The following is a 22,940-nucleotide window of genomic DNA, read 5'->3' as shown; positions in this document are numbered from 1 at the left end:
GTGTGACCGACCTTCCCTCCCTCCGCGAAACCCTCGACGCCCACGGCCTTTCGGCCAAGAAGAGCTTTGGCCAGCATTTCCTGCTGGACCTGAACGTCACTCGCAAGATCGTGCGTCTGGCCGGTCCGTTTGAGGGCCGCGCTGTGATCGAGGTCGGCCCCGGTCCCGGCGGCCTGACCCGCGCCCTGCTGGAATCCGACGCCGGCCCCGTGGTCCTGGTGGAAAAGGATCCGCGCTTCATTCCCTTGCTCACCGAACTGGACGACGGCTCCGGCCGCCTGACCATCGTCGAAGCCGATGCGCTGAAGGTGAAGGAGGCGGATTTGGTCTCCGGCCCGACCCATCTGGTGTCCAACCTACCCTACAATGTCGGGACGCCCCTGCTGATCAAATGGCTGACCGGCCCGTGGCTGCCGCACAGCCTGACCCTGATGTTTCAGAAGGAAGTGGCCGAGCGCGTCGCCGCGGGGCCAGGCGAGGACCCCTACGGCCGTCTGGCGGTTATCGCCCAGGCCGTCTGCACCGCCCGCATCGTCATGCATCTGCCCGCCGCCGCCTTCACGCCACCGCCCAAGGTGGCCTCGGCCGTGGTCCACCTGGTTCCGCTGGATGAGCGCCCGTCGCCGGAACGTCTGAAGAAGTTGGAACGCGTCACCGCCGCCGCCTTCGGCCAGCGCCGCAAGATGCTGCGCTCCAGCCTGAAACAACTGGGCGGCGCCGCCCTTTGCGAGGCAGCTGGCATTGAGCCCGACGCCCGCGCCGAAACCATCGACGTCGCGGGCTTCCTGCGACTGGCGGACGCCCTTCAATGACCGTCGAACCGTTCCGCGCCATCTCCGTCAGCCGCCTGGCGCATCAGCTCAAGAGCGAAGGCCGCTCGATCATCCATATGGAGTTCGGCCAACCCTCCACAGGCGCGCCCGCCGCCGCTATCGCGCGAGCGCATCAGGTGCTGGACGCCGATGCGATGGGCTATTGGGAAAGTCCCGATCTGCGCGCGCGCATCGCGCGCCTGTACGACGAGCGTTACGGTGTCGCCGTCGATCCCAACCGCATTCTGCTGACCAGCGGCGCCTCTCCTGCGCTGGTGCTGGCGCTCAGCACTCTGTTCAAACCCGGCGACCGGATCGCCCTGGCCCGGCCCGGTTACGTCGCCTATCGCAACACGCTGCGCGCCCTTCATCTTGAGCCCGTGGAGATCGCCTGCGGTCCCGACACCCGCTTCCAGCTGACCGCCGCCCAACTCCAGGCGCTGGATCCAGCCCCTGCCGGCGTCATCATCGCCAGCCCCGCCAATCCGACCGGCACCATCATCCCGGACGCCGAGCTGGCCGCCATCGCCGAGGTCTGCCGCGCGCGAAACATCGCCATCGTCTCGGACGAGATCTATCACGGTCTCAGCTACGTCGGCCCGACGCCTTCAATGCTGCAGTTCGCGCCGGACGCCGTGGTCATCAACAGCTTTTCCAAATACTGGAGCATGGCGGGCTGGCGCCTGGGTTGGCTGCTGGTCCCAGAGGACCGGATCGACGCCACCCGCGCCTATATCGGCAACATGTTCCTGACGCCCCCCAGCCTCAGCCAGCACGCCGGTCTTGTCGCCTTGGACGCGATCAATGAGCTGGAAGGCCATATCCAGACCTACGCCCGCAACCGCCAGCTGATGCTAGACGCTCTGCCCGCGCTGGGTCTGCGCAAGATCGCGCCCCCCGACGGCGCCTTCTACATCTGGGCGGACATCGGCCATCTGACGAACGACAGCGTGGCCTTCTGCGAGCAATTGCTGCGCGACACCGGCGTCGCCACCGCGCCCGGCGTCGACTTCGACCCTGTCGAAGGCCACCATTTCATCCGTTTCAGCTTCGCCGTCTCGACGCCGGAGATCGAGGACGCCTTGACCCGCCTGCGTCCCTGGTTCGCAGCTTTGGGTTAAGCCGCCTTCGGCTGAACTGCAGCCGATGTCGCCCGGTGCAAGGCGTCGTAGAGCTTCTTCGGCTCCAGCGGCTTGGCCAGCCAGTCCGTCATGCCGGCCGCATAGCAGGCCTGCACCTGTTCGGCTTCCGTGCCCGCGCTGAACCCGATCACAGGGGCGTCCGCATTGGGCCCGTCCGATGCCCGCAAGCGGCGTGTCGTCTCGTTGCCGTCGATGCCCGGCATATTCACATCCATCAGCACCACATCGAACGCCTTCTCCGACAGCAGCGCCAGCGCCAGATGGCCGTCCGAGGCCGTGGTCAGATCGACATCCAGCGGTTGAAGCACGAGCGAGATCGTGCGGCGGTTGATCTCGTGATCGTCCACGGCCAGGACGCGAAGCCGCCGGGCCAGAACGGGCGCCGCCGTCTCCTGCCCGTCCAAAGCCTGCGTCGGCTGACCCGCTGGCAGATCGACACATAGGGTGAAGGCCGCGCCCTGCCCCGGCGTGCTCTCGACCGTCAGGTCGCCGCCCATCAACCGCGCCAGCTCACGACTGACGGTCAGGCCCAAGCCCGTCCCGCCATAGGTGCGCGCCACCTCGGCCGACCCCTGTGCGAAGGGTGTGAACAGCCGGTTCATCGCGTCTGGCGCAATGCCGGCGCCCTGGTCGATGACGGTCAGGGTCAGACAGTGCTTCCGGTCGCCACGCGGCGCCGACGCTTCAAGACGGATCGCGCCCGACGGTGTGAACTTGATCGCGTTGGACACAAGGTTGTTGATGATCTGGCGCAGACGATAGGGGTCTCCGCGCAGCCACACCGCCTCGCTGTCCACGCCCGACATGTCCAGCGTCAGTCCCTTGTCCGCCGCCGGCGCCGCCCAGAACCGCACCGTATCGCGCATCAAATCGCCCAGCTCGAAGTCGCGGCTTTCCATTGCCATCGCCCCGGCCTCCATCTTGGAGTGGTCCAGCAGATCGTTCAGCATGCCGGTCATCAATCGTCCGGCGTCGATGATCAGGTCGGCCGTCTCCTGGCGGTGCTCTGGCGACTTGCCATCACGAATGACATGGGCGCCGGCCAGGATGGCGCTGACAGGCGTACGCAGCTCATGGCTGACGATCGCCGCCATCGCCGCACGATCGGCCATGGCCGCCTGCGCCTGTTCCAGCCGTGTTTCCGCCTCCGCCCGCGATCTCACCTCGGCTTCGCGCGATCCGTGCACCCGCCAGTAGATGTTCAACACCATGCCGACGAACAGGATGGCGGACAGGGTCATGACCACGACCCCACGGGTGTCGCCTTGGATCACCTTGATCGCCGGCATCAAGGCCAGCGCCGCTAGATAGGGACTGCCGCCGATGAAGAAAATCGTTCGTGAAGCGATGCCCGATGCGACGTTAGTCAACAGACCGCCCGCCATCGTCAGGGCGGCGAGCGTGACAAGCGCTGGGTGATTGGTGGACCAGATCACCAAGGCGATGACGGCATAGGTCGTCGCCATCACGGTGGTGGACGCCAGGGCGACAAACACGGACAGCAGGCTCTGCGACGCATCGGCGCGTCTGAACGGCGCCATGGCCCACAGTTCGAACGCCTGAACCAGAACCGCGACCGCCAGCCACAGCGGGACCCATCGCAGCATTCCAGCTTCGTTCATGGCCCAACCGACCAAGGCGGCCAGCAAAAGCCTGACCGGGACCTGCCTGACCCTCTCCTTGGCGCTGCTGGCCAGGAGAGGCGCGATCGAATGAAGAAAGCCCATGATACCCCCGTTCACCGCCTGACGTTAGGTCAAGAGGGCGAACAGGACGTAAACCTGAGCCGTTGGGCGGCTACGGGACATTCCCTATGGCCGCGTTTACCGTCCGAAATCTTCTGGGCGGCAAAACAGCGTCAGTAGCGTAGCGTTGAGTACCCCACAGCGCCGCAGGTCCCCACGGCCTGTGGCGCTGTTTTTTTTCAGACGGCTTCGTTCAGAAGGGCGGCCTTGTAGTCGCCGACCCACAGGTTCCTGAACCGACGCGAACGCTCGGCGTGATAGATGTGGGCCAGTTCAGCGTAGGACCGGTCGAAATCCTCGTTCACCAGCACATAGTCGAAGGCGTCGCAGTGTTCGATCTCGCCCTTGGCGTTGGCCACGCGGCGCTCGATCACGTCGTCGGCATCCTGTGAGCGGGTGACGAGACGACGACGCAGCTCTTCCAGGCTGGGCGGCAGGATGAAGACGCGCACGGCGTCCTCGGGACATTTCTCGGCCACGTCGCGCGCGCCCTGCCAGTCGATGTCGAACAGCACGTCGCGCCCCTCGGCCAGCGCCTTGTCCACCGGCCCGCGCGGGCTGCCGTAGCGATTGCCGTGGACGTCCGCCCATTCCAGGAAGGCGTCCTCGTCGATCAGGCGCTGAAACTCGTCATGGCCGACGAAGTTGTAGTCGCGGCCATCCACCTCGCCAGGCCGGATGCCGCGCGTGGTCATGGAGACGGACAGCTCCAGCCCGCCATGATCGGCCATCAGCCGCCGGCAAAGCGAGGTCTTGCCGGCGCCCGAGGGACTGGCGACGATCAGGAGGACGCCCCGGCGGGGGCTGCGTTCATTCGACATTCTGGACCTGCTCACGCAACTGTTCGATGACGGCCTTGAGCTCCAGGCCGATTCCGGTGAGCGCGGTCGTAGCGGATTTCGAGCACAGCGTGTTGGCCTCACGCATGAATTCTTGCATCAGGAAGTCGAGTTTCCTGCCGGCGGGCGCCGAGGCCACAAGCTGACGCGCCGAGGCGACATGGGCGGTCAGCCGATCCAGCTCCTCGCGCACGTCGGCCTTGGTCGCAAGGGCGGCCGCTTCCAGGAAGATTCGGTCCTCAAGCCCCGGCGCATCGGGCGCCAGTTCGGAGATTCGACGGGTGAAGCGATCGCGGATAGCCTCGACCTGCGCCGCCGCCTCGCCTTCCGCCTGGGCGACCAGCCCCTCGATCCGAGCGATGAATTCGTCCAGCACCGGCGTCAGTTGCGCGCCCTCGTTCTGGCGTGACGCCTTCAGCGCATCCAGCGCCTCTTCGACCGTGCGGGTCATGGCCGCCTCGACCGCCGCCCGCGCCTCGGGATCGTCCGCCTCCTCGGGCGCCTCGATCACACCGCGCAGGGCCAGCAGGCCGTCAGCCGACGGCGGCGTTGCGCCGTCTTCAGCCAGTTCGTTCGCCAGCGTCAAATAGCGCGCCAGCACGGCGGCGTTGATTGTGACCGCCGCCTCGCCCGCTTCGGTTCGCTTGGCCTGAACGCCGATGGTGACCTGGCCCCGCGCGAACCGCGCCTGGCCGGCCGCCTTTGCTGCGCGCTCCAGCCCGTCGAAACCGTTCGGTCCCCGGAAGCGGACCTCCAGATTGCGTCCGTTGACCGAGCGCGCCTCGACCGACCAGGTCCAGCCTTCGCCGGCCCCGTCGGCCCGGCCAAAGCCGGTCATGCCAGATAGCGTGCTCATCGAAGCCCCTGCGTCGCGCCGGCTGGAAGGGTGATCGTCGCCTGACCATTCTCAATCGACGCGGCGGCCGGCTCGGTCGTCATCGGCGCCGCACTGGTTCCCGGCGTTGCGGGCGGCGTGGCCTCCGGCGGCAAGCCCGCCTTTTGGCGCTCGATCTGACGCCACCGCGCGACGTTTTGCAGATGCTCGTCATAGGTCAGGGCGAAGGCGTGTCCGCCGGAGCCATCCGCCACGAAGAAAAGAGCTGGATCGGCCGGCGGGCTCAAAACAGCCTTGACGGCTTCCTTGCCCGGATTGGCGATCGGCGTCGGCGGCAGCCCGTTGATCTGGTAGGTGTTCCAGGGCGTCTGCGCCAGCAACTCCGAGCGCCGGATGCCCCGACCCAGCGGCCGACCCTTCGTCACGCCGTAGACGATGGTCGGATCGCTCTCCAGCCGCATCCCCGCCCGCAGACGGTTCGTGAACACCGCCGCGACACGCGGTCGTTCCGCCGCCAGCGCGGTTTCCTTCTCCACGATGGAGGCCAGAATCACAGCCTCTTCCGGCGTGCGCGCCACGGTCGCGGGCGACCTCTGGCTCCACAGCAGACGCAGGTTCTCGGTCGCCGCGCGCTGCATCCGGTCGATAACCGACTGGCGCGTGTCGCCGCGCGAAACTTCATAGGTGTCGGGCCACAGGCTCCCTTCCTCGGGCGTTTCGGCGACCGTCCCGGTCAGCACCGCCTCCTTGTTTAGGATGTCCACCGCCTGCAACGACGACCAACCCTCAGGCAGGGTCACGAAATGGCGCACCACCCGCCCCTCGACCAGCAGGTTCAGCACCCCGGCCAGGGACGTGCCGGAAGGCACCTCGTATTCGCCGGCTCTAAGCCGCCGATCCGCGCCGGTCAGGGTCGCCGCCGCGCGGAACAGGTCCGTCGATCGGATCACTCCCGCCGCCTTCATCCGCGCGGCGATGGCCGAGACGCCCGACCCGCTGGGCAGGGTGACGACTGTCGTCTGGCCCTGCCGCGCGGATGGTCCCGGCGCATAATAGACCGCCCAGACGGCGATCAGAGCCACCAGCAGGAACAGGCCGAAGGTCGCGGACGCGGTCAGCAGCGAGACCGTAAAACCCGACCGCCCGCTGGATTTCTCGACCCGCCCGCGCCCGAACATCTCAGTCGACCTTCTTGAAGATCACCGAGGCGTTTGTGCCTCCGAAGCCGAAGCTGTTGGACATGGCCACATCGATCTTCATCGGCTTGGCCTTGTTGGGGACCAGGTCGATGGGCGTCTCCATCTCGGGATCGTCCAGATTGATCGTCGGCGGCGCGATCTGATCGCGGATCGCCAGCACGCAGAAGGCCGCCTCGATGGCGCCCGCCGCGCCCAGCAGGTGTCCGGTCATCGACTTGGTCGAAGAGACGGTCAGGTTCTGCGCATGATCCCCGACCAGCCCCTCTATCCCCTTCAGCTCGATCCAGTCAGCCATGGTCGAGGTGCCGTGGGCGTTGACGTAATCCAGGTCTGACGGTTGAAGACCGGCCCGCTTCAGCGCCGCCTTCATGGCCCGCACCCCGCCTTCGCCGTCCTCGGACGGGGCGGTGATGTGATAGGCGTCGCCGCTCATGCCGTAGCCCACGACCTCGGCATAGATCTTGGCTCCGCGCGCCTTGGCGTGTTCGTATTCTTCCAGGACCAGGATGCCGGCGCCTTCGCCCATGACGAAGCCCGCATGGCCACGGTCATAGGGACGCGACGCCTTCTCGGGCGTGTCGTTATAGGCGGTGCACAGCGCCTTGCAGGCCAGAAAGCCCGCGATGCCGATCGGCACGATCGAGCTTTCGGCCCCGCCCGCCACCATTACGTCAGCGTCATCCAGCGCGATCATCCGCGCCGCATCGCCGATGGCGTGGGCGCCGGTGGCGCAGGCGGTCACCGCCGCATGGTTCGGCCCCTTCAGGCCATGGCGGATCGAGATCTGGCCGCCGGCGAGGTTGATCAGGGCGCTGGGGATGAAGAAGGGGCTGACGCGACGCACGCCCTGTTCCTTCAGCACGATGGCCGTGTCGGCGATGGGCCCCAGGCCGCCGATGCCGGAGCCGACCATCACGCCGGTGCGCTCCTTGTCCTCGTCCGTCTCAGGCTTCCAGTTCGCATCCGCAAGGGCTTCGTCCGCCGCCGCGATGGCGTACAAGATAAAGTCGTCGACGCGCTTCCTGTCCTTGGCGGACATGATCTTCTCGGGATCGAAGTCGCCTTCGCCGCCGCCGCCGCGTCCATCTACGCTCGGCACTTCGCCGGCGATGGTGCAGCCATAACCCGTAGTGTCGAACGACGTGATCGGGCCGATGCCCGAGCGTCCCTCGACGATGCCTTTCCAGCTCTTCTCGACGCCCCAACCCAGGGGGGTCAGCAGACCGATGCCCGTAACGACGACGCGGCGCATGGTGCGTGCTCCCTTATCTCCAGCCCGACCCTTCGGAATCATTGCGGATTCGCGCGGGTCAGAAACAGTAAAGGCCGCCGGGCGTCTCCGCTAGGAGCGCCGGGCGGCCCTGTGAACCGTCAGCCTGTTCGGCCGATATCGGCGACTGAGATCAGCCGGCCGACTTTTCGTCGATGAACTTGACCGCATCGCCGACCGTCTGGATGTGCTCAGCGGCGTCATCCGGGATCTCGATGTCGAATTCTTCTTCGAAGGCCATCACCAGCTCGACGTTGTCGAGCGAGTCGGCGCCCAGGTCGTCGATGAAGCTGGCCTTTTCGGTGACCTTGTCCGGATCGGCGTCCAGATGGTCGATGACGATCTTGCGAACGCGCTCGAGGGTGTCGGACATGAGTGTCTCTCTGCCTGTTTGAAATCGCCGTAGAGGCGGGGGTAGCTCAGAAATCGCCGTCTCACGGCAGCGATGGCGACGCAAGCCCGAAAGCCCGAACCGCCGACGCATTCAACCCTTTAGCACAGGCTTTCGGGCTGGAAATAGTCTGTTGCGCGACGTGATAAGGGCCGCAGCCCTTAAATCATCGCCATGCCGCCGTTCACATGCAGGGTCTGGCCCGTCACATAGGCGGCTTCGTCGGACGACAGATAGACGGCGGCGGCGGCGATCTCGTCGCCCGAACCCAGTCGGCCTGCCGGAATCCGGCCCAGAATGGTCTCGCGCTGCTGATCGTTCAGCACGTCGGTCATCGGCGAAGCGATAAAGCCCGGCGCGATGCAGTTGACCGTAATGCCGCGCGAGCCGACCTCCTGCGCCAGCGACTTGGAAAAGCCGATCATCCCGGCCTTGGACGCCGAATAGTTGGTCTGGCCCGGATTGCCGGTCACGCCGACCACCGAGGTGACGCCGATGATTCGCCCTGAACGGCGTTTCATCATCCCCTTCACCGCCGCGCGGGTCAGGCGGAAATAGCTTTCCAGGTTGACGGTCAGGACCGACTGGAAATCCTCGTCCTTCATCCGCATCAGCAGGCCGTCCTTGGTGATGCCCGCATTGGCCACCAGGATGTCCAGGGCTGAGCCCGCCGCCGTTTCGGCTGCGTTGACCAGATTATCGACCGACTCGGGATCCGACAGGTTCGCCGTGGCGAAATGCGCCCGCTCCCCCAGTTCCTTGGCCAGATCCGCCAGCACGGCCTCGCGCGTGCCCGATAGCACCACGGTCGCGCCCTGGGCGTGCAGCGCCCGCGCCACCGCCCCGCCGATCCCGCCCGTCGCGCCGGTCACCAGCGCGGTCTTGCCTGCAAGATTGAACATCTGTTCCCTCTATTCCTTCCGTCATCCTCGGGCTTGACCCGAGGATCAGGCGCCGTGCGGCGCCAATGTCGATAATGGCGCTCAGACGCCGAAGTGCGGACGGTCCGATCCTCGGGTCAAGCCCGAGGATGGTGACCTACGTGGCTCACAACGCCTTGGCGAACGCTTCCAACTCTTCGGGCGTATTCAGCGGCAAGGCCTCGGCGTCCGGCGCGATCCGCTTGGCCATGCCGGTCAGCACCTTGCCCGAGCCGATCTCGACAAAGCGCGTCACGCCGCCTTCGGTCGCCATCCATTCCATGCTCTCGCGCCAGCGCACCCGGCCGGTGACCTGTTCGACCAGCAGGCGGCGGATGACTTCCGGATCGCTCTCGGGCCGCGCCAGGACGTTGGCGACGACAGGCACGACCGGCGCGACAATCTTCGCCTCGGCCAGGGCGGCGGCCATCTCGTCGGCCGCCGGCTGCATCAGCGGGCAGTGGAAGGGCGCCGAGACGTTCAGAGGGATCGCCCGCGCGCCCAGTTCCTTGGCCTTTTCTATGGCTCGGTCCACGGCGCCCTTTTCGCCCGAGATGACGATATTGCCGTTGTTGTTGTCATTCGCCACGACGCAGACGCCGACCTCCGATCCGGCCGCAGCGGCGGCCTCGGCCAATGCCAGATCCGTCTTGGGCCCGATCAACGAGGCCATCGCCCCCTGCCCCACCGGCACGGCGCGCTGCATCGCCTGGCCGCGCAGTTTCAGCAGCCGCGCCGTATCCGGCAGCGAGATCGCGCCCGCCGCCGCTAGCGCCGAATATTCGCCCAGCGAGTGACCGGCGACATAGGCCGCCGTCGTCACGTCGAAAGCGAACTCGACCTTCAGCGCCCGGATCGCCGCCACCGACACCGCCATCAAGGCGGGCTGGGCGTTCTCGGTCAGGGTCAACTGGTCTTCAGGCCCCTCGCGCATCAGCACGGACAGCTTCTGCCCCAGCGCCTCGTCCACCTCGGCGAAGACATCACGCGCGGACTGGAAGGCGTCGACCAACTGCGCGCCCATGCCGACGGCTTGGCTGCCCTGTCCCGGAAACAGAAGTGCGAGGGTCATCGACCGCTCCCTGAATCATTGATCAAGAGCGCGGACCCGTAAGCCCAGACTTACCCGAGGGCAAGCGGAGGCGATGCGTGCTTTTGCGTCCGACCGTTTCCACGATCGCAGGGATGTCGCCTCAAGAGCGCCTAGCGGCGCCCGGATTTTGTGAGCAGGCGATCGCGCGCGGCGTTGACGCGCGTCGCCAGCCCCGCCGTTCCGCCCTGGTCGGGGTGGGCGCGGGCCATGGCGCGTTTCCAGGCGGCTCGTATCTCCGCCTCAGTCGCGGCTGGTCCGACGCCTAGTACGGCGCGGGCGTCCACTTCGCTGATGGGTTCGGATCGGATGATTGGTCGCTGGCGGGACGACCAGGCCAGATAGAGACCAGCCCCGGCCAGCGCCGCCGCCGTCAGCCATGATCCCCGAAACGCCGCCAGCGCGCCGCCGGCCAGCAGAACTGCGCCCAGCAGGGTCGCGGTCACCCGCCAGTGGGCGCGTCCACGTCGCTCGGTCTGCCGGCCCAACCGCACCAGCGCCCAGACGGCGATCGCCGCCAGGGCCAGCCAGATCAACCCCATCAGGCGATCAGGCCGCCACGTCCAAAGGGCTGAGAACCTGCTCCAGACCCATGGCCATCATCAGATTGCGCATCTCCTGACGCGCAGCGACGTGGGCCAGGGACACCGCGACAGGCCGGATGTCATTCGACAGGTCGGCCACCGTCAGGCCGAACGGGAACAGTTCGCGATAGATGACCCGGTCGCGCAGGCCCGGACCGACGCGGAAGCCGACCCGCTTGGCCAGCTTGGTCATCCGTTCTTCCAGACGCTTGCGGTTGCGGGCCTCCGCTACGGCGAGGCGATTGGTGACCACCAGCCAATCGATCGTGGCGTGACGGCCCTGGGCGATGGCGCGCTGCTTACGCGCCTCCCAGACGCTCTCGGAATAGATGGAGGGTTTCAGCAGGTCCAGGGTGACCGGATCGACGTCGCCCAGCAGGTCGAAGTCGACGAAGCTGTCGTTCATCGGCGTCACGATCTGATCGGCGCGGGCGTGAGCGGCGTTCGACACCGCCGTGTCGCCGCCGGGCGTGTCGATCAGGATGCAATCGACGCCCCGCGCCGCCGCCTCATCGAAAGCGCGCTCGAAGGTGGCGATCTGTTCGGCGACGTCCGACTTGGCCAGGGCCTTGCCGTCGCCCATGTCGGGAATGAACGGCTGGGGCAGATCGTGCCCGTTAGCCGCCAGCCAGGCCAGACGATTGTGGAAGAAGCGCTGCATCGAGCGCTGGCGCAGGTCCAGATCGATGATCGCCACCGAGCGCCCGGCGTGCAGCAGGCCGGTCACGATGTGGATGGCCAGGGTGGACTTGCCCGCCCCGCCCTTTTCGTTGCCGAGGACGATCACATGCGGCTGCGTCATTCGAGGGAATCCTCTGTGCCGACCGCGCGACTCAGACTGCGCGGTCCTAGGTCCAGCGAGAGTCGGCCTCAACGGGCCAAACGTCAACGGAACCTTAACGCAGACCTGTGGACGGCGAACCGGGGTCGGTCAGCTGTTGCGTGCGCACCAGGCGTCGGCGACAGCGGCGGAGCGGCATACTGCAGCGGCGGTTTCGGTGGAGACCGGCCCGACCTTCAGCCGCGTCAGCCGACGGCCGTCCACCTCGACCTCCTGATAGATCGGCGACAATCCCGACAGGTCTGACGTGGCCTTCATCCGATCCCAGGCCTGACGCGCGCCGGCCGCACTGGAATAGGCGCCCAGTTGGATCGTCCGCCCGGTTTCCGGCGCCGTCGTGAGGCTGGCGGGACGCAGCACCGGCGCCTGAACCCGCGAGATCGCCTCATCCGCAACGGCTTTCACGACCGCCGGCGAGGCGGCCCGTACAACCGCGTCGCGCAGCCCGGTATCCTCACCGACGGGGCGAAGGCCCGCCTGAACGTCTCGGGCGTCCCACATGGCGTGGGGATCCATGACGGCCACCTTGACCGGCGTGAAGCGCACAGGCCGAAGTCCGGCATTTTCAGCCACGGCATGCCGGGTTTCGCGATCACCGGCCGAGAGCGGAATGTCGATCGACGCCACGTTATCGGCCATCGCGCTGAATCGATGAGGATCGCTGTCCACCGCGCCGCAGCCGGCGACGGCAAGGCTGCTGGCGAAGGCCAGGGCGATCAGAACTGGACGGGTCGCTTCTGCGGGCGTCATAAGCACGACCCTAGAGCCCAGACTTTGCGGTCTGGTGCATCAACAGGCTTAAGCGGAGAGGTTAATCGCTTCATCATGATAGACGCCGCCCCCCCGTTGGCCCCTTTGGCCGTCGTCCGCACCGTCGCCGACCTGCGGGCGATCGTCCGGGACTGGAAACGTCAAGGCCTGAGCGTCGGCATGGTTCCGACGATGGGCGCCCTGCATGAAGGCCACCTGACGCTGGTGCGCGAAGCCGCACGCCGCGCCGACCGCGTCGTCGCCTCCAACTTCGTCAATCCGACCCAGTTCGCGGCGCATGAGGATCTGGGCAAATATCCCCGCCAGCAGGAGGAAGACGCCCTTCTGCTGGCCGGCGCCGGCTGCCACCTGATGTTCGCGCCCTCAGCCGACGAGATGTATCCGGAAGGCTTTGCAACCAGCGTCGCCGTCGCCGGCCCGGCGCTGGGTCTGGAAGGCGACTTCCGGCCGCAGATGTTCGGCGGGGTCGCCCTGGTCGTCACCAAGCTGTTCAACCAGGTCCAGCCCGATGTCGCGGTCTTCGGCGAGAAGGACTACCAACAGCTGATGGTCGTTCGTCGGTTCGTGCGCGACCTGGACCTGCCGGTCGAGATCGTCGGCGCGCCGACGGAGCGGGATGGCTGGGGCTTGGCCCTATCCTCGCGCAACGCCTACCTGTCGGAGACCGAGCTTGAGACCGCGCGCCGGCTGAACGGCATTCTGGCGGAGGCCGGCGTCCATGCTTCGAGCGGCCGCCCCCTGCCCGGCGTCGAGCGTGAAGCCTATGCCGCGCTCCTGAAAGCCGGGTTTGATCGGGTCGATTACGTCGCCATCCGCCACGCCGAGGACCTGACGCCGTTCCGCAACGACATCGTCGACGCCCCCGCGCGCATCCTGGCCGCCGCCTGGCTGGGCAAGACGCGACTGATCGACAATATGGCGGTCTGAAACGACAAGGGCCGCATCCGTTCGCCGGATGCGGCCGTGTCAGATCAGCCGATCGCGCCAACGCAGCCCTCGGCGTCGCCGGGCGCCAGATCGGCGTCCGTCAGGGCGATGGTCCAGCCGTGATGGGTGTTCAGGCCCCAGCGCCGGGCGCCGCCGCCGTCGCCGGCGTCCCCACCCGCTGTGACCACCACGCGTCGGCCCTTGGGCAGAGCCGGCGGATCGATCTTCCCAACCGCCAGAGACGTCGGCGTCTCGCCGCCGTAGCCGTCGAACACGCTCAACATCGACCATTCGCGGCGCAGGCCCATCCACCAAGCGTCCTCAGTATTGATCGCCAGCACGGCGATCCCGTGGCCCTCGGCGGCGAATGCCAGGGCCTTTTGCGGATCGCGCACCATCTTGATGTCGGCGGCGGCGCCGAAACGCAGGCGCGCGCCGTCATAGGCGCGGGTCGGTTCGATCGGGGCCCAGACCTGCACCTGAAGGCGGCCCTGACGCGCCAGGCCCCAGCCCACGATCTCGCGCCACAGATGTTCGACTGCCTCGGCGTTCTCAGGCTTGGCCTGCTTCAGCATACGCGAGAGGACCGTCTGCTCTCGGTCGGGACGCAGTTTCGTGTGCGGTCCCGTGGGCGCATCCTTGGCGCGGCCTACGGTGGCTGCGATGGCGAGACGTTGCTCAAACAGCGCCAGGATCTGGTCGTCAATGCCGTCGATCGCGGCGCGCAGGGCGGCCAGAGCCTGTTGTTCAGGGGTCAGGTCGGCCATGTCAGGCCAGACTTGCTGAAGGTTGGAATGGGGCATGGAAAAGGGCTTTCGGCATTCTGAGATTCGATATGTGCAGGGGCGAACAGCCGCTCCGGTGCAGAGCGGTCGCCGGTGAAGCAGTCAGGGACGGAGTGCGCCCGACGCCTCAGCCGGCGTATCGAAAGCCGTAAAAGCCGTAGCCGAAATAGAGGCCGGAAACCGCGCGCGAACGGTCGGAGGAAACAGAAAGAGCGCGCAGGCGGGACATGGTCCGGTTCCGGTTTATGCGGATCGTGTTGCGACCCGTGGGTGTCTTAAGGACGCAAAGACCGTGCGCCGTCAAGCCTCAGGAAAGCTCAACAGGACAAAACGCGTCTGATTATCGCCGGAATCCTGCAAGTCGTTGCGCAGAATCGACAGACCATACACCTCGGCGGCGCCGACCGGAGCGATGGCCGCTCGTGTGGGATCGCCCGCTTCGGCGACATCGCGCGCCGCGCCTGCGGTATCGAAATGCTCGACGACCTCGACATTCAAACCGGCCAGCGTGTCCTTGCACTGGGCCAGGGCGATAGGGTGGCTCTCGACCGTGCGGATGTCGGACAGACGCGCGCCGTCGATCGCCATCAGAGCATGACGGATCGGCCGCCAGACCTGGGCGACCGGCTCCACGCCAAGCGCACCGACCAACGTCGCAGCCGGCTCGACCACGCCGATGGTGGAGTTCTCGACCGGGATCAGGGCGCAACCGCAGTCGCCGGCGCGCAGCGCATCCAGGGCCTGGGCGAAGGTTTCGAACGCCACAGCCTCGTCCCAAGGACGCAGGGCCAGACAGGCCTCATGGCTGAACGATCCAGGCGCGCCCTGATAGGCGACCCGGCCGGGCTTTTCGTCAGTTGGAGCCGTTACTTGCATCGATCACTCCCTCGGTCTCGGATCGATCTGGCGCTGCCTCGGTGGCGTCACCATGACCGGATCCGCCCGCATTTGGGCGCTGACGACGGCTAGGCCGCCGCCGACTGCGCCACCCGCCCGGCCTTCAGCCGCTCCGCGACCAGGAAGGCCAGTTCCAGCGCCTGGTCGGCGTTCAGGCGCGGGTCGCAGTGAGTATGATAGCGATTGGATAGATCGTCTTCTGTGACCGCCTGGGCGCCGCCGATGCATTCGGTGACGTTCTGACCGGTCATTTCCAGGTGGACGCCGCCGGGATGAACCCCTTCCGCCTCGGCCACGTCGATGAAGGTCCGCACCTCGCCCATAATCCGGTCGAACGGCCGGGTCTTGTAGCCATTGCCGGCCTTCAACGTGTTGCCGTGCATCGGGTCGATGGACCAGATCACCTTGCGGCCCGAGGCCTTCACCTCGCGCATCAGCTTGGGCAGGCGCTCGCCGACCTTGTCGTGACCGAAGCGTCCGATCAGCGTCAGGCGTCCCGAGACATTGTCCGGGTTCAGGGCGTCGATCAGCGGCAGCAGATCGTCGGCCGTCATGGTCGGCCCGCACTTCACGCCGATGGGATTCTTGATCCCCTTCATGAACTCGACGTGGGCGCCGTCCAACTGACGGGTGCGCTCGCCGATCCAAAGCATGTGCGCCGAGGTGTCGAACCATTCGCCCGAACCGCCATCCAGACGCGTCAGGGCGCTTTCGACGTTCAGCAGCAGGGCCTCGTGGCTGGTGAAGACCTCGACCCGGCTCAGATCCGGATGCGTCTCGGGCGTAACGCCGACCGCCTCCATGAAGGCCAGGGCCTCGGTAATCTTGTCGGCCAGCTCACGGTACTGGGCGCCGGCGGCGTTGTCTCCGGCGAAGCCCAGAGTCCAGCGATGGATGTTGTATAGGTCGGCGTAGCCGCCGCCGGCGAAGGCGCGCAGCAGGTTCAGCGTCGAGGCCGACTGGTTATAGGCGCGGATCAGACGTTGCGGATCGGGCGCGCGCTCCTCCGGCGTGAACCCCATGCCGTTGATGATGTCGCCGCGATAGCTGGGCAGTTCGACGCCGTCAATCTCCTCCAGCGGCGACGAGCGGGGCTTGGCGAACTGGCCCGCGATCCGCCCCACCTTCACAACCGGCTTGCGTCCGGCGAAGGTCAGGACGACCGCCATCTGAAGGATCAGACGGAAGGTGTCGCGGATATTGTCGGTCGAGAACTCCTTGAAGCTTTCCGCGCAGTCGCCGCCCTGAAGCAGGAAGGCGTCACCCCGCTCGACCTGCGCCAGCTTCGACGTCAGGCGCCGCGCTTCGCCGGCGAAGACCAGCGGCGGCAAGGCGCGCAGCTCGTCTTCCACCCGCGCGAGGGCGGCAGGATCCGGATAGTCCGCCGGCATATGCAGGGCGGTCTTGGTTCTCCAGCTTTCGGGGGTCCAGCGTGTCATCGCGCAAGAATAGGACTTCGCACCTATTCAAACAACGAAAAGCCAGGAGGATTTTGCCGCGAAATGTCAGTCTTCCGAAGAAGGCGACTTTTCCGCCGCAGCTTCAGCCTTGCGTTCGGCCTTCGCCGCCGCCTTCTCGGCCGCCTTCAGCGCTGCGGCGCGCTCACGTTCCTGACGCTCAAAGCTATAGTTGGGTTTGCGAGCCATCGGCGTCCTCGTCTCAAATCTTGATCTTGCGGTGAAGGTGGCGATGCATGGGGCCGGACGCAATCGCCAAATCCAGCACCATGCAAAAGCAGCTCACAGCAGTCTCTCCTTGCGCGTCAAAATCTTGGCTGCGGCGTCGAAGGCGATGAACAGGCGAGCTAAAAGGGTCATGGGCTCTGAACGCTTGGCCTTATTCGATGTTCAGTCCCGCAAACCTTCGTCGCACCCGAAAGGCAGGCGCCCATGTCGACCCAACCCACCCTCCTTGGCGGTGTCGAAGCCGGCGGCACCAAGTTCATCTGCGGCGTCGCCGCCGCCGACGGCGTGATTGTCGACCAGATTCGTATACCCACGACGTCGCCCGACGAGACGCTCGATGCGGTTGCAGCCTTCTTCGTCGACGCCCAGTCGAGGCACGGCCAGCTTTCTGCTCTGGCGATCGTCAGTTTCGGCCCTTTGTCCCTGAAATCCGACGCGCCGGACTTCGGCGCCATCACCAGCACGCCCAAGCCCGGCTGGAGCGACGTCAACCTGTTGGCCCGTCTGCGCCGCCGCCTCGATGTTCCAATGACGCTGGACACCGATGTGAACGGCGCGGCCGTTGGCGAACGCCTCTTCGGCAGCGGGCAAGGACTGGAGAGCTTTTGCTACGTCACGGTTGGCACGGGCGTGGGGGTCGGGGTGATGATTGACGGCGCGCCGCATGGCGGGGCGAACCATCCCGAAGCCGGTCATATCCGGATGCCCCGCGCCAAGGGCGACGAGACATTCTCGGGCGTTTGTCCCTTCCACGGTGACTGTCTGGAAGGCTTGGCGAGCGGGCCGGCGCTGCAAGCGCGCTGGGGTGCGGCGGCCGAGACTTTTTATCACGATCATCCGGCCTGGCCGATGGCGGCGGAGTATATCGCCGGTCTATGCACAAACCTGACCTACACGCTGCGGCCGGAGCGAATCATCATCGGCGGCGGCGTGATGCAGCCGCACATGTACGATCTGGTCAGACAGGCGCTGGTGAGACAGCTCGGCGGCTACGACGCCAGCCTGCGGGGTCTGGATATGAAGACCTACATCGCGGCGCCGACCGCGGGCGTGTCCGCCGGCCTGATCGGCGCATTGGCCCTCGCCTACCGTTCTGTCACGGGCGAGTGGCCCAAAGACTGGGCGACGCAAGGCCAGGATCAAATTGGATTGGAGATGGTGGACGCGACAGGGATTGAACCTGTGACCCCCTCGGTGTGAACGAGGTGCTCTCCCGCTGAGCTACGCGTCCTTGCCTTGCGGAGGCGGCGACATAGCCCGGTCGCCCGCCACGCGCAAGCGTCCGTTTCAGATTCCGGCGGCGCGGACGCCTTCGGGCGTATCGGCTTCCGGGTCGCCCGGCAGCCAGGCGACGTGACCGTTGTATATGTCCTGGTTGAGGATGCCCTCTTCCTTGGCGACCAGCACCGGCACCAGCATCTGTCCGGTGACGTTGGTCGCGGTGCGCATCATGTCGATAATCCGGTCGATGGCCACGATATAGCCGATGCCTTCCAGCGGCAGGCCGGCGGTCGACAAGGTCAGGGTCAGCATGACGATGCTGGTCCCAGGCACGCCGGCCGTCCCCAGCGAGCCGAGCACCGCCGTCAGGCCGATGAGGACGTATTGGGTCAGCGTCAGATCGATCTTGAAATACTGGGCGATGAAGATGGAGGCGATGGCCGGATAGATCGCCCCGCACCCGTCCATCTTCACATTGGCCCCCAGGGGCACGGCGAAGGCGGCGTAGGCCTGCGGCACGCCCAAACGTTCGACAGTCTGGCGAAGGGTGATCGGCAACGTCCCCAGCGAGGATGAGGTCGCAAATGCGGTCTGCTGGGCCGCGAAGGCGCCGCGGAAGAAGCTGGTCACCTTCAGCCCATGCACCTTCAGCAGGCCCGAATAGACGATCAGGATGTGGAACAGGCAGGCGGCGTAGATGGCCAGGATGAACTTCACCAAGGGCAGCAGCGCCTCCCAGCCGTAGCCGCCGACGACCGATCCGATCAGGCCGAACACGCCGATGGGCGTCAGCTGGATCACCCAGCGGGTGATGCGGAAGATGACGGCCGCGCCTTCGTCCACCAGACGCCGCACCCCCTGCGCCCGGTCGCCCAGCGCCACCAGCGCCATCCCGACCAGGGCCGAGAAGAAGATGATCTGCAGCACCTTGCCCTCGGCCAGGGCGGCGAACGGATTGGTCGGCACGACGCCGATCAAGACTTCCAGCGGAGTCGGGATCACCCGTTCCTTGACCTCGCCCAGCGGCAGGTTGGACAGACCGACGCCCGGATTGATGATGTGGCCGAACGCAAACCCGACCAACACCGCCAGCAATGACGTGATTGCGAACCAGACGATGGTCCGCACCCCCAGCCGCACGGCCCCCGCCCCCTCGCCCAGCTTGGCGATCGAGCTGGCGATGGTGAACAGCACCAGCGGCGCCACCACCATGCGGATCAGGTTCAGATAGACGTCGCCGATCGGCTGAAGCCAGGTCTCGGCCCGCTCGCGCAGGATCAGCCCGGCGATGATGCCGAGGATGAAGCCGGCGGCGGTCCGCTGCCACAGCGGGATCTTGAAAAAGCGAGCGAGCATGACGGCACTTTCAACAGGGGTGCGCCAATCTGTCCATCGCCATGCCGATCCGCAACCGCAGCAGCGATCATTCAGCCGACAGATTTCCTGTCGGCTGGTATCAGAATTTCAGCGCCCGCCTGACGTAGAAGTCGGAGAGAATGCCGTCGATCGCCTCTTCCACGTCCTCGAAAGCATCGATCAGCACGTCCCCGCCCAGGTCTTCGACGGGCGTCGGCGTAAAGCCGAAGGTCGTCAGAATGCAGGGCATGCCGGCGTCTTTAGCGGCATCCGCGTCCGGCGCGGCGTCTCCCACCATGATGGCCCGTTCGGGATCGCCGCCTGCGATCACGACGGCCTCCTTCAGATGGGCGCCCGAGGGCTTGCGCGCGCTGACCCGATCCGGGCCGACGATGGCGGCGAAATGTCGGGTCAGGTCCAGCTTGCCCAACAACAGCTCCGACAGGTCCGAACGCTTGTTGGTGGCCACGACCAGGATAGCGCCCCGCTCACTGAGCCGCTCCAGTGTCTCGACCACGCCCTCGAAGGGCTGCGAGCCGTCGGCGATATGGGCGGCGTAATCGACCAGGAACCGCTCGAACAGTTCGTCGGACTTGGCCCGCTCGACCGGCGCACCAGCGGCTTCGAAGCCGTGCACCAGCAGCGCCCGCGCGCCCGATCCGATAAGGGTCGAGGCGGACTCCGTCGGCACGGGCGGCAGCCCCTCCTCGACCAGCATCCGGTTCAGCGTGCCGATCAGGTCCGGCGCGGAATCGACCAGCGTGCCGTCGAGGTCGAAGGCGATGGTCCAGCCTTCCAGGTCGCGATCGCTCATCCACATCTCCCGCTGGCCCGCATGATGGGCTAGATCGCAGGACGACTAGACTGCGAGACGATTCATGACCAGCCAGACGCGCGCCCGCGCCGCCATCATTCTCGCCGCCGGCCAGGGCACGCGGATGAAGTCGCCTCTGCCCAAGGTGCTGCACCCCGTCGCCCACCGCGCCATGCTGGACCACGCCATCGATGCGGCGGAAGGCCTGGGGTGCGAACGCATCGTCGTCGTGGTCGGCAATCACTCGCCGGAGGTCCGGGCCCATGTGGTCAAACGGCTGGGCGAGGCCGCCATTGCGGTCCAGGACCCGCCGCTCGGCACCGGCCACGCCGTGCGCGCCGCCGAACAGGCCCTGGCCGGTTTCGACGGCGAGGTGGTCGTCACCTATGGCGACGTCCCTTTGCTGAAAGCCGCCGACATCGAGCCGGTTTTCAACGCGGATGGCGTCACCGTCATCGGGTTCGAGGCGCGCGATCCCGGCGCCTATGGCCGTCTGATCGTCGAAGGCGACACCCTGACCGCCATCACCGAGGCCAAGGAGGCGTCGCCAGACGTTCTCGCCATCACCGCCTGCAACTCCGGCGTCATGGCCGCGCCTGCGGCCCTGCTCTTCTCGCTGCTGGCCGAGGTGAAGAACGAAAACGCCAAGGGCGAATACTATCTGACGGATGTCGTCGCTCTGGCGCGGAAGGGCGGCCACCCGACCCGCGCCGTCTTCGCCGCAGAGGACGCCGTGATGGGCGTCAACTCCCAGCCCGAACTGGCTCAGGCCGAGGCCCTGTTTCAGAGCGTGCAGCGCGACACCTTCCTGGCGGCCGGCGTGACGATGGCGGCGCCCGACACCGTCCATTTCGCCTGGGACACCCAGATCGGCGCCGGAACCGTAATCGAGCCGTTCGTCGTCTTCGGTCCCGGCGCGGTCATCGAGAGCGGCGCGCGCATTCGCAGCTTCAGCCATATCGAGGGCGCGCGGGTCGCGGCCGCGGCCGAAGTCGGTCCTTACGCGCGCCTGCGTCCCGGCGCGGACCTGGCGACCGGGGTCAAGGTCGGCAACTTCGTCGAGGTCAAGAACGTAAGGATGGCGGAAGGCGCCAAGGCCAATCACCTGGCCTATCTCGGCGACGGCTCGGTCGGCGCGGGGGCCAACGTCGGCGCAGGCACGATCTTCTGCAACTACGACGGCTTCAATAAGGCGCAGACCCGGGTCGGCGCCGGCGCCTTCGTCGGATCGAACTCCAGCCTGGTGGCCCCCGTGGTCATCGGCGACGGCGCCCTGATCGCCTCCGGCTCTGTCATCACCGAGGACGTGCCCGCCGAGGCCATGGCCTTCGGCCGCGCGCGCCAGACTGTCAAACCTGAAGCGGCCGCGGCTTTCCGTGTCGAAGCCAAGGCGAAGAAGGCTGCGAAATCCAAATGAGCGACCTCCAGAAGAAGAACGCCGGCGAGGCCGCCGCCGCCCACGTGGAGGCGGACATGATCGTCGGTCTGGGCACGGGCTCGACGGCCGCCTGGTTCGTCAAGGCGTTGGCGGCGCGCAACCTGCCCGGCCTGCGCTGCGTGCCGACATCGGAGAAGACTGCAGATCTCGCGCGCGAACTTGGGCTGACGTTGTCGACGCTGGAGGACACGCCACGCATTGACCTGACCGTGGACGGCGCCGACGAGATCGGGCCGGGCTTGGCGCTGATCAAGGGCGGCGGCGCGGCCCTGCTGCGCGAGAAGCTGGTGTGGGAGGCCTCGGCCCGCTGCATCGTCATCGCCGACGCGGCCAAGGTGGTGCCTGTGCTCGGGACCTTCCCCCTGCCGATCGAGGTCGTCGCCTTCGGTCACAAGACGACGGCCAACCGCATCGCCGATGTGCTGATCGACCACGACATCAACCAGCCGGCGCGCGTGCGTCAGGCGGATCGCGGCCTGATCCGCACCGACGGCGGCAATCTGATCTATGACGCGGGCTGCAAGGCGATCCACGATCCGGTCCGTCTGGCCGACGATCTGAAACTGATCACCGGTGTCGTGGAGCACGGCCTGTTCCTGGATCTCGCGGACCTCGCCATCATCGGCACGGACGAGGGCGTTGAGGAGCGTCTTCCCTAGGACACGCCCCGTCGGCTCAGCACCGCCGGGATCGTGCGCGCCAGGATCGCCAGATAGACGCCGATGGTGCGGTTTCTGACCAACCAGACATCCATCGCCACACGGCGCGGATAGGGCACGGCATTGCGCCCCGAGACCTGCCACAGGCCCGTCAGGCCCGGGCGCACCGCGCAGTAGTCGGCCAGTCGCCGTCCGTATCGCGCCGCCTCGTCGATCACGATCGGTCGGGGGCCGACCAGAGACATCTCCCCCCTCAACACATTGATCAGCTGAGGCAGCTCATCAAAACTGGACCGTCGCAACACGCGGCCCAGCGACGTGACGCGCGGATCGTGCGTCAGCTTTCGCTTCGCCTGCCATTCCGGATCAGAGGCTGACGGCAAGGCTTGCTCAGCCCCCATCGTCATGGAGCGAAACTTGAGACAGTCGAATAGTCGGCCGTCGCGCCCGATCCGCTGCTGGCGAAAGATCGCGGCCCCTCCGTCCTGCGCTTTGACGCCCAGGGCAATGAAAACGAAGAGCGGCCAGGTCAAAAGCAGGCCTATCAGGGCGAAGACGACATCCATGGCGCGGGTCGAGTCGAGACGAACGCGGCGTCGAGACGCAATGGCGCCGCGTGTCGACGTCACATCGCACCCGGCCAGTTCCGATATCGACATTCAGCGCCCCCAAGCGTCACCATGACTTGGGATTGCGTGGTTGGCAATCTTTGCGCGTCG

Annotated in this window: 24 protein-coding genes and 1 tRNA gene; 6 read left to right on the top strand and 19 right to left on the bottom strand. The window is 66.6% G+C overall.

The annotated features are described in order from the left end of the window. The first annotated feature begins 2 nt into the window (after positions 1-2). Entirely contained in the window at positions 3-812 is an 810-nt protein-coding gene (gene rsmA, locus ASF81_RS11450) for a 16S rRNA (adenine(1518)-N(6)/adenine(1519)-N(6))-dimethyltransferase RsmA (RefSeq protein WP_055808664.1), read from the top strand. Then, complete coding sequence (locus tag ASF81_RS11445) at positions 809-1,933, top strand: pyridoxal phosphate-dependent aminotransferase (RefSeq protein WP_055808661.1); 1,125 nt, start codon at positions 809-811, stop codon at positions 1,931-1,933. The genes rsmA and ASF81_RS11445 overlap by 4 nt, the downstream gene beginning before the upstream one ends. Here ASF81_RS11445 and ASF81_RS11440 read toward each other — a convergent pair. From ASF81_RS11440 to ASF81_RS11390, 11 genes are all read right to left on the bottom strand, one after another. Beyond that, positions 1,930-3,561, bottom strand: a complete 1,632-nt coding sequence (locus ASF81_RS11440) for an ATP-binding protein (RefSeq protein ID WP_235559342.1) — start codon at positions 3,559-3,561, stop codon at positions 1,930-1,932. The genes ASF81_RS11445 and ASF81_RS11440 overlap by 4 nt on opposite strands. 317 nt (positions 3,562-3,878) lie before the next feature. Continuing rightward, entirely contained in the window at positions 3,879-4,520 is a 642-nt protein-coding gene (gene gmk, locus ASF81_RS11435; protein ID WP_055808657.1) for a guanylate kinase, read from the bottom strand. Further along, positions 4,510-5,394 (bottom strand): YicC/YloC family endoribonuclease, encoded by an 885-nt coding sequence (locus ASF81_RS11430; protein WP_055808655.1) that lies wholly within the window; start codon positions 5,392-5,394, stop codon positions 4,510-4,512. Before ASF81_RS11430 ends, gmk begins: the two co-directional genes overlap by 11 nt. Beyond that, positions 5,391-6,551 carry an endolytic transglycosylase MltG gene (gene mltG / locus ASF81_RS11425; RefSeq protein ID WP_055808653.1) on the bottom strand — a complete coding sequence of 387 codons (1,161 nt, stop codon included), beginning with the start codon at positions 6,549-6,551 and terminating at the stop codon, positions 5,391-5,393. The genes ASF81_RS11430 and mltG overlap by 4 nt, the downstream gene beginning before the upstream one ends. A gap of 1 nt (position 6,552) precedes the next feature. Next, a complete protein-coding gene (gene fabF / locus ASF81_RS11420; RefSeq protein WP_055808651.1) occupies positions 6,553-7,824 on the bottom strand; it encodes a beta-ketoacyl-ACP synthase II in 1,272 nt (423 codons plus the stop codon). A 151-nt stretch (positions 7,825-7,975) separates the two neighbouring features. Further along, on the bottom strand, positions 7,976-8,215 hold the full coding sequence (locus tag ASF81_RS11415; RefSeq protein WP_008264317.1) for an acyl carrier protein: 240 nt from the start codon (positions 8,213-8,215) through the stop codon (positions 7,976-7,978). A gap of 179 nt (positions 8,216-8,394) precedes the next feature. Then, positions 8,395-9,135, bottom strand: a complete 741-nt coding sequence (fabG, locus tag ASF81_RS11410; RefSeq protein WP_055808649.1) for a 3-oxoacyl-[acyl-carrier-protein] reductase — start codon at positions 9,133-9,135, stop codon at positions 8,395-8,397. Between the two features lie 145 nt (positions 9,136-9,280). Beyond that, complete coding sequence (gene fabD / locus ASF81_RS11405) at positions 9,281-10,225, bottom strand: ACP S-malonyltransferase (protein ID WP_055808647.1); 945 nt, start codon at positions 10,223-10,225, stop codon at positions 9,281-9,283. Between the two features lie 131 nt (positions 10,226-10,356). Next, the gene (locus ASF81_RS11400) at positions 10,357-10,785 is read right to left on the bottom strand and encodes a molecular chaperone DnaJ (protein WP_055808645.1); all 429 of its coding nucleotides are present in this window, start codon (positions 10,783-10,785) and stop codon (positions 10,357-10,359) included. A 7-nt stretch (positions 10,786-10,792) separates the two neighbouring features. Continuing rightward, a complete protein-coding gene (locus ASF81_RS11395; protein WP_055808642.1) occupies positions 10,793-11,629 on the bottom strand; it encodes a division plane positioning ATPase MipZ in 837 nt (278 codons plus the stop codon). A gap of 129 nt (positions 11,630-11,758) precedes the next feature. Next, complete coding sequence (locus tag ASF81_RS11390; protein ID WP_055808640.1) at positions 11,759-12,418, bottom strand: SPOR domain-containing protein; 660 nt, start codon at positions 12,416-12,418, stop codon at positions 11,759-11,761. Between the two features lie 75 nt (positions 12,419-12,493). Here ASF81_RS11390 and panC point away from each other — a divergent pair, with 75 nt between their 5' ends. Beyond that, positions 12,494-13,366, top strand: a complete 873-nt coding sequence (gene panC / locus ASF81_RS11385; RefSeq protein WP_055808638.1) for a pantoate--beta-alanine ligase — start codon at positions 12,494-12,496, stop codon at positions 13,364-13,366. 44 nt (positions 13,367-13,410) lie between these two features. Here panC and ASF81_RS11380 read toward each other — a convergent pair whose 3' ends face one another. The 4 genes from ASF81_RS11380 to ASF81_RS15285 all read right to left on the bottom strand — a co-directional run bounded on the left by ASF81_RS11380 (position 13,411) and on the right by ASF81_RS15285 (position 16,694). Continuing rightward, positions 13,411-14,169: a chorismate mutase gene (locus ASF81_RS11380; RefSeq protein WP_055808636.1), complete on the bottom strand. Its 759-nt coding sequence runs from the start codon at positions 14,167-14,169 to the stop codon at positions 13,411-13,413. A gap of 282 nt (positions 14,170-14,451) precedes the next feature. Then, positions 14,452-15,027 (bottom strand): prephenate dehydratase domain-containing protein, encoded by a 576-nt coding sequence (locus tag ASF81_RS11375; RefSeq protein WP_055808634.1) that lies wholly within the window; start codon positions 15,025-15,027, stop codon positions 14,452-14,454. Positions 15,028-15,116: 89 nt separating this feature from the next. Next, positions 15,117-16,487, bottom strand: a complete 1,371-nt coding sequence (locus tag ASF81_RS11370; RefSeq protein ID WP_055808632.1) for a class II 3-deoxy-7-phosphoheptulonate synthase — start codon at positions 16,485-16,487, stop codon at positions 15,117-15,119. 66 nt (positions 16,488-16,553) lie between these two features. Further along, positions 16,554-16,694, bottom strand: a complete 141-nt coding sequence (locus ASF81_RS15285; RefSeq protein ID WP_165116349.1) for a hypothetical protein — start codon at positions 16,692-16,694, stop codon at positions 16,554-16,556. A gap of 243 nt (positions 16,695-16,937) precedes the next feature. Between ASF81_RS15285 and ASF81_RS11365 the strand changes: the two genes are divergently transcribed. Then, complete coding sequence (locus tag ASF81_RS11365) at positions 16,938-17,933, top strand: ROK family protein (RefSeq protein WP_082503551.1); 996 nt, start codon at positions 16,938-16,940, stop codon at positions 17,931-17,933. On the opposite strand, the gene ASF81_RS11360 is transcribed toward ASF81_RS11365, so the two are convergent. The 3 genes from ASF81_RS11360 to ASF81_RS11350 form a co-directional block, all read right to left on the bottom strand. After that, positions 17,890-17,964, bottom strand: a tRNA-Val gene (locus ASF81_RS11360). The two genes, ASF81_RS11365 and ASF81_RS11360, sit on opposite strands and share 44 nt — an antisense overlap. A 56-nt stretch (positions 17,965-18,020) precedes the next feature. Beyond that, positions 18,021-19,310 carry a dicarboxylate/amino acid:cation symporter gene (locus ASF81_RS11355; protein ID WP_055808630.1) on the bottom strand — a complete coding sequence of 430 codons (1,290 nt, stop codon included), beginning with the start codon at positions 19,308-19,310 and terminating at the stop codon, positions 18,021-18,023. 100 nt (positions 19,311-19,410) lie between these two features. Next, on the bottom strand, positions 19,411-20,124 hold the full coding sequence (locus tag ASF81_RS11350; protein WP_055808752.1) for an HAD-IA family hydrolase: 714 nt from the start codon (positions 20,122-20,124) through the stop codon (positions 19,411-19,413). A 64-nt stretch (positions 20,125-20,188) separates the two neighbouring features. Here ASF81_RS11350 and glmU point away from each other — a divergent pair, with 64 nt between their 5' ends. Both glmU and rpiA read left to right on the top strand, forming a co-directional pair. Further along, a complete protein-coding gene (gene glmU / locus ASF81_RS11345) occupies positions 20,189-21,541 on the top strand; it encodes a bifunctional UDP-N-acetylglucosamine diphosphorylase/glucosamine-1-phosphate N-acetyltransferase GlmU (RefSeq protein ID WP_055808628.1) in 1,353 nt (450 codons plus the stop codon). After that, entirely contained in the window at positions 21,538-22,221 is a 684-nt protein-coding gene (gene rpiA, locus ASF81_RS11340) for a ribose-5-phosphate isomerase RpiA (RefSeq protein WP_055808626.1), read from the top strand. Before glmU ends, rpiA begins: the two co-directional genes overlap by 4 nt. Here rpiA and ASF81_RS11335 read toward each other — a convergent pair. Continuing rightward, positions 22,218-22,880, bottom strand: a complete 663-nt coding sequence (locus ASF81_RS11335; protein ID WP_200932950.1) for a sugar transferase — start codon at positions 22,878-22,880, stop codon at positions 22,218-22,220. The genes rpiA and ASF81_RS11335 overlap by 4 nt on opposite strands. Between the last annotated feature and the right edge of the window lie 60 nt (positions 22,881-22,940).

This window comes from Brevundimonas sp. Leaf168 (genome assembly GCF_001423685.1).
GTDB classification, from domain to species: Bacteria; Pseudomonadota; Alphaproteobacteria; order Caulobacterales; family Caulobacteraceae; genus Brevundimonas; species Brevundimonas vesicularis_C.
The sequence above is the reverse complement of the archived record's forward strand: the minus strand, read 5'-3'. Positions and strand labels throughout refer to the sequence as shown.

Bases quoted from the DNA above. Each gene is read 5' to 3' on its own strand.
- ASF81_RS11445 (WP_055808661.1), top strand. From the start codon at position 809: ATGACCGTCGAACCGTTCCGCGCCATCTCCGTCAGCCGCCTGGCGCAT.
- ASF81_RS11440 (WP_235559342.1), bottom strand. From the start codon at position 3,561: ATGCTGCGATGGGTCCCGCTGTGGCTGGCGGTCGCGGTTCTGGTTCAG.
- gmk (WP_055808657.1), bottom strand. From the start codon at position 4,520: ATGTCGAATGAACGCAGCCCCCGCCGGGGCGTCCTCCTGATCGTCGCC.
- ASF81_RS11430 (WP_055808655.1), bottom strand. From the start codon at position 5,394: ATGAGCACGCTATCTGGCATGACCGGCTTTGGCCGGGCCGACGGGGCC.
- mltG (WP_055808653.1), bottom strand. From the start codon at position 6,551: ATGTTCGGGCGCGGGCGGGTCGAGAAATCCAGCGGGCGGTCGGGTTTT.
- fabF (WP_055808651.1), bottom strand. From the start codon at position 7,824: ATGCGCCGCGTCGTCGTTACGGGCATCGGTCTGCTGACCCCCCTGGGT.
- ASF81_RS11415 (WP_008264317.1), bottom strand. From the start codon at position 8,215: ATGTCCGACACCCTCGAGCGCGTTCGCAAGATCGTCATCGACCATCTG.
- fabG (WP_055808649.1), bottom strand. From the start codon at position 9,135: ATGTTCAATCTTGCAGGCAAGACCGCGCTGGTGACCGGCGCGACGGGC.
- fabD (WP_055808647.1), bottom strand. From the start codon at position 10,225: ATGACCCTCGCACTTCTGTTTCCGGGACAGGGCAGCCAAGCCGTCGGC.
- ASF81_RS11400 (WP_055808645.1), bottom strand. From the start codon at position 10,785: ATGGGGTTGATCTGGCTGGCCCTGGCGGCGATCGCCGTCTGGGCGCTG.
- ASF81_RS11395 (WP_055808642.1), bottom strand. From the start codon at position 11,629: ATGACGCAGCCGCATGTGATCGTCCTCGGCAACGAAAAGGGCGGGGCG.
- ASF81_RS11390 (WP_055808640.1), bottom strand. From the start codon at position 12,418: ATGACGCCCGCAGAAGCGACCCGTCCAGTTCTGATCGCCCTGGCCTTC.
- panC (WP_055808638.1), top strand. From the start codon at position 12,494: ATGATAGACGCCGCCCCCCCGTTGGCCCCTTTGGCCGTCGTCCGCACC.
- ASF81_RS11380 (WP_055808636.1), bottom strand. From the start codon at position 14,169: ATGCCCCATTCCAACCTTCAGCAAGTCTGGCCTGACATGGCCGACCTG.
- ASF81_RS11375 (WP_055808634.1), bottom strand. From the start codon at position 15,027: ATGCAAGTAACGGCTCCAACTGACGAAAAGCCCGGCCGGGTCGCCTAT.
- ASF81_RS11370 (WP_055808632.1), bottom strand. From the start codon at position 16,487: ATGACACGCTGGACCCCCGAAAGCTGGAGAACCAAGACCGCCCTGCAT.
- ASF81_RS15285 (WP_165116349.1), bottom strand. From the start codon at position 16,694: ATGGCTCGCAAACCCAACTATAGCTTTGAGCGTCAGGAACGTGAGCGC.
- ASF81_RS11365 (WP_082503551.1), top strand. From the start codon at position 16,938: ATGTCGACCCAACCCACCCTCCTTGGCGGTGTCGAAGCCGGCGGCACC.
- ASF81_RS11355 (WP_055808630.1), bottom strand. From the start codon at position 19,310: ATGCTCGCTCGCTTTTTCAAGATCCCGCTGTGGCAGCGGACCGCCGCC.
- ASF81_RS11350 (WP_055808752.1), bottom strand. From the start codon at position 20,124: ATGAGCGATCGCGACCTGGAAGGCTGGACCATCGCCTTCGACCTCGAC.
- glmU (WP_055808628.1), top strand. From the start codon at position 20,189: ATGACCAGCCAGACGCGCGCCCGCGCCGCCATCATTCTCGCCGCCGGC.
- rpiA (WP_055808626.1), top strand. From the start codon at position 21,538: ATGAGCGACCTCCAGAAGAAGAACGCCGGCGAGGCCGCCGCCGCCCAC.
- ASF81_RS11335 (WP_200932950.1), bottom strand. From the start codon at position 22,880: ATGTCGATATCGGAACTGGCCGGGTGCGATGTGACGTCGACACGCGGC.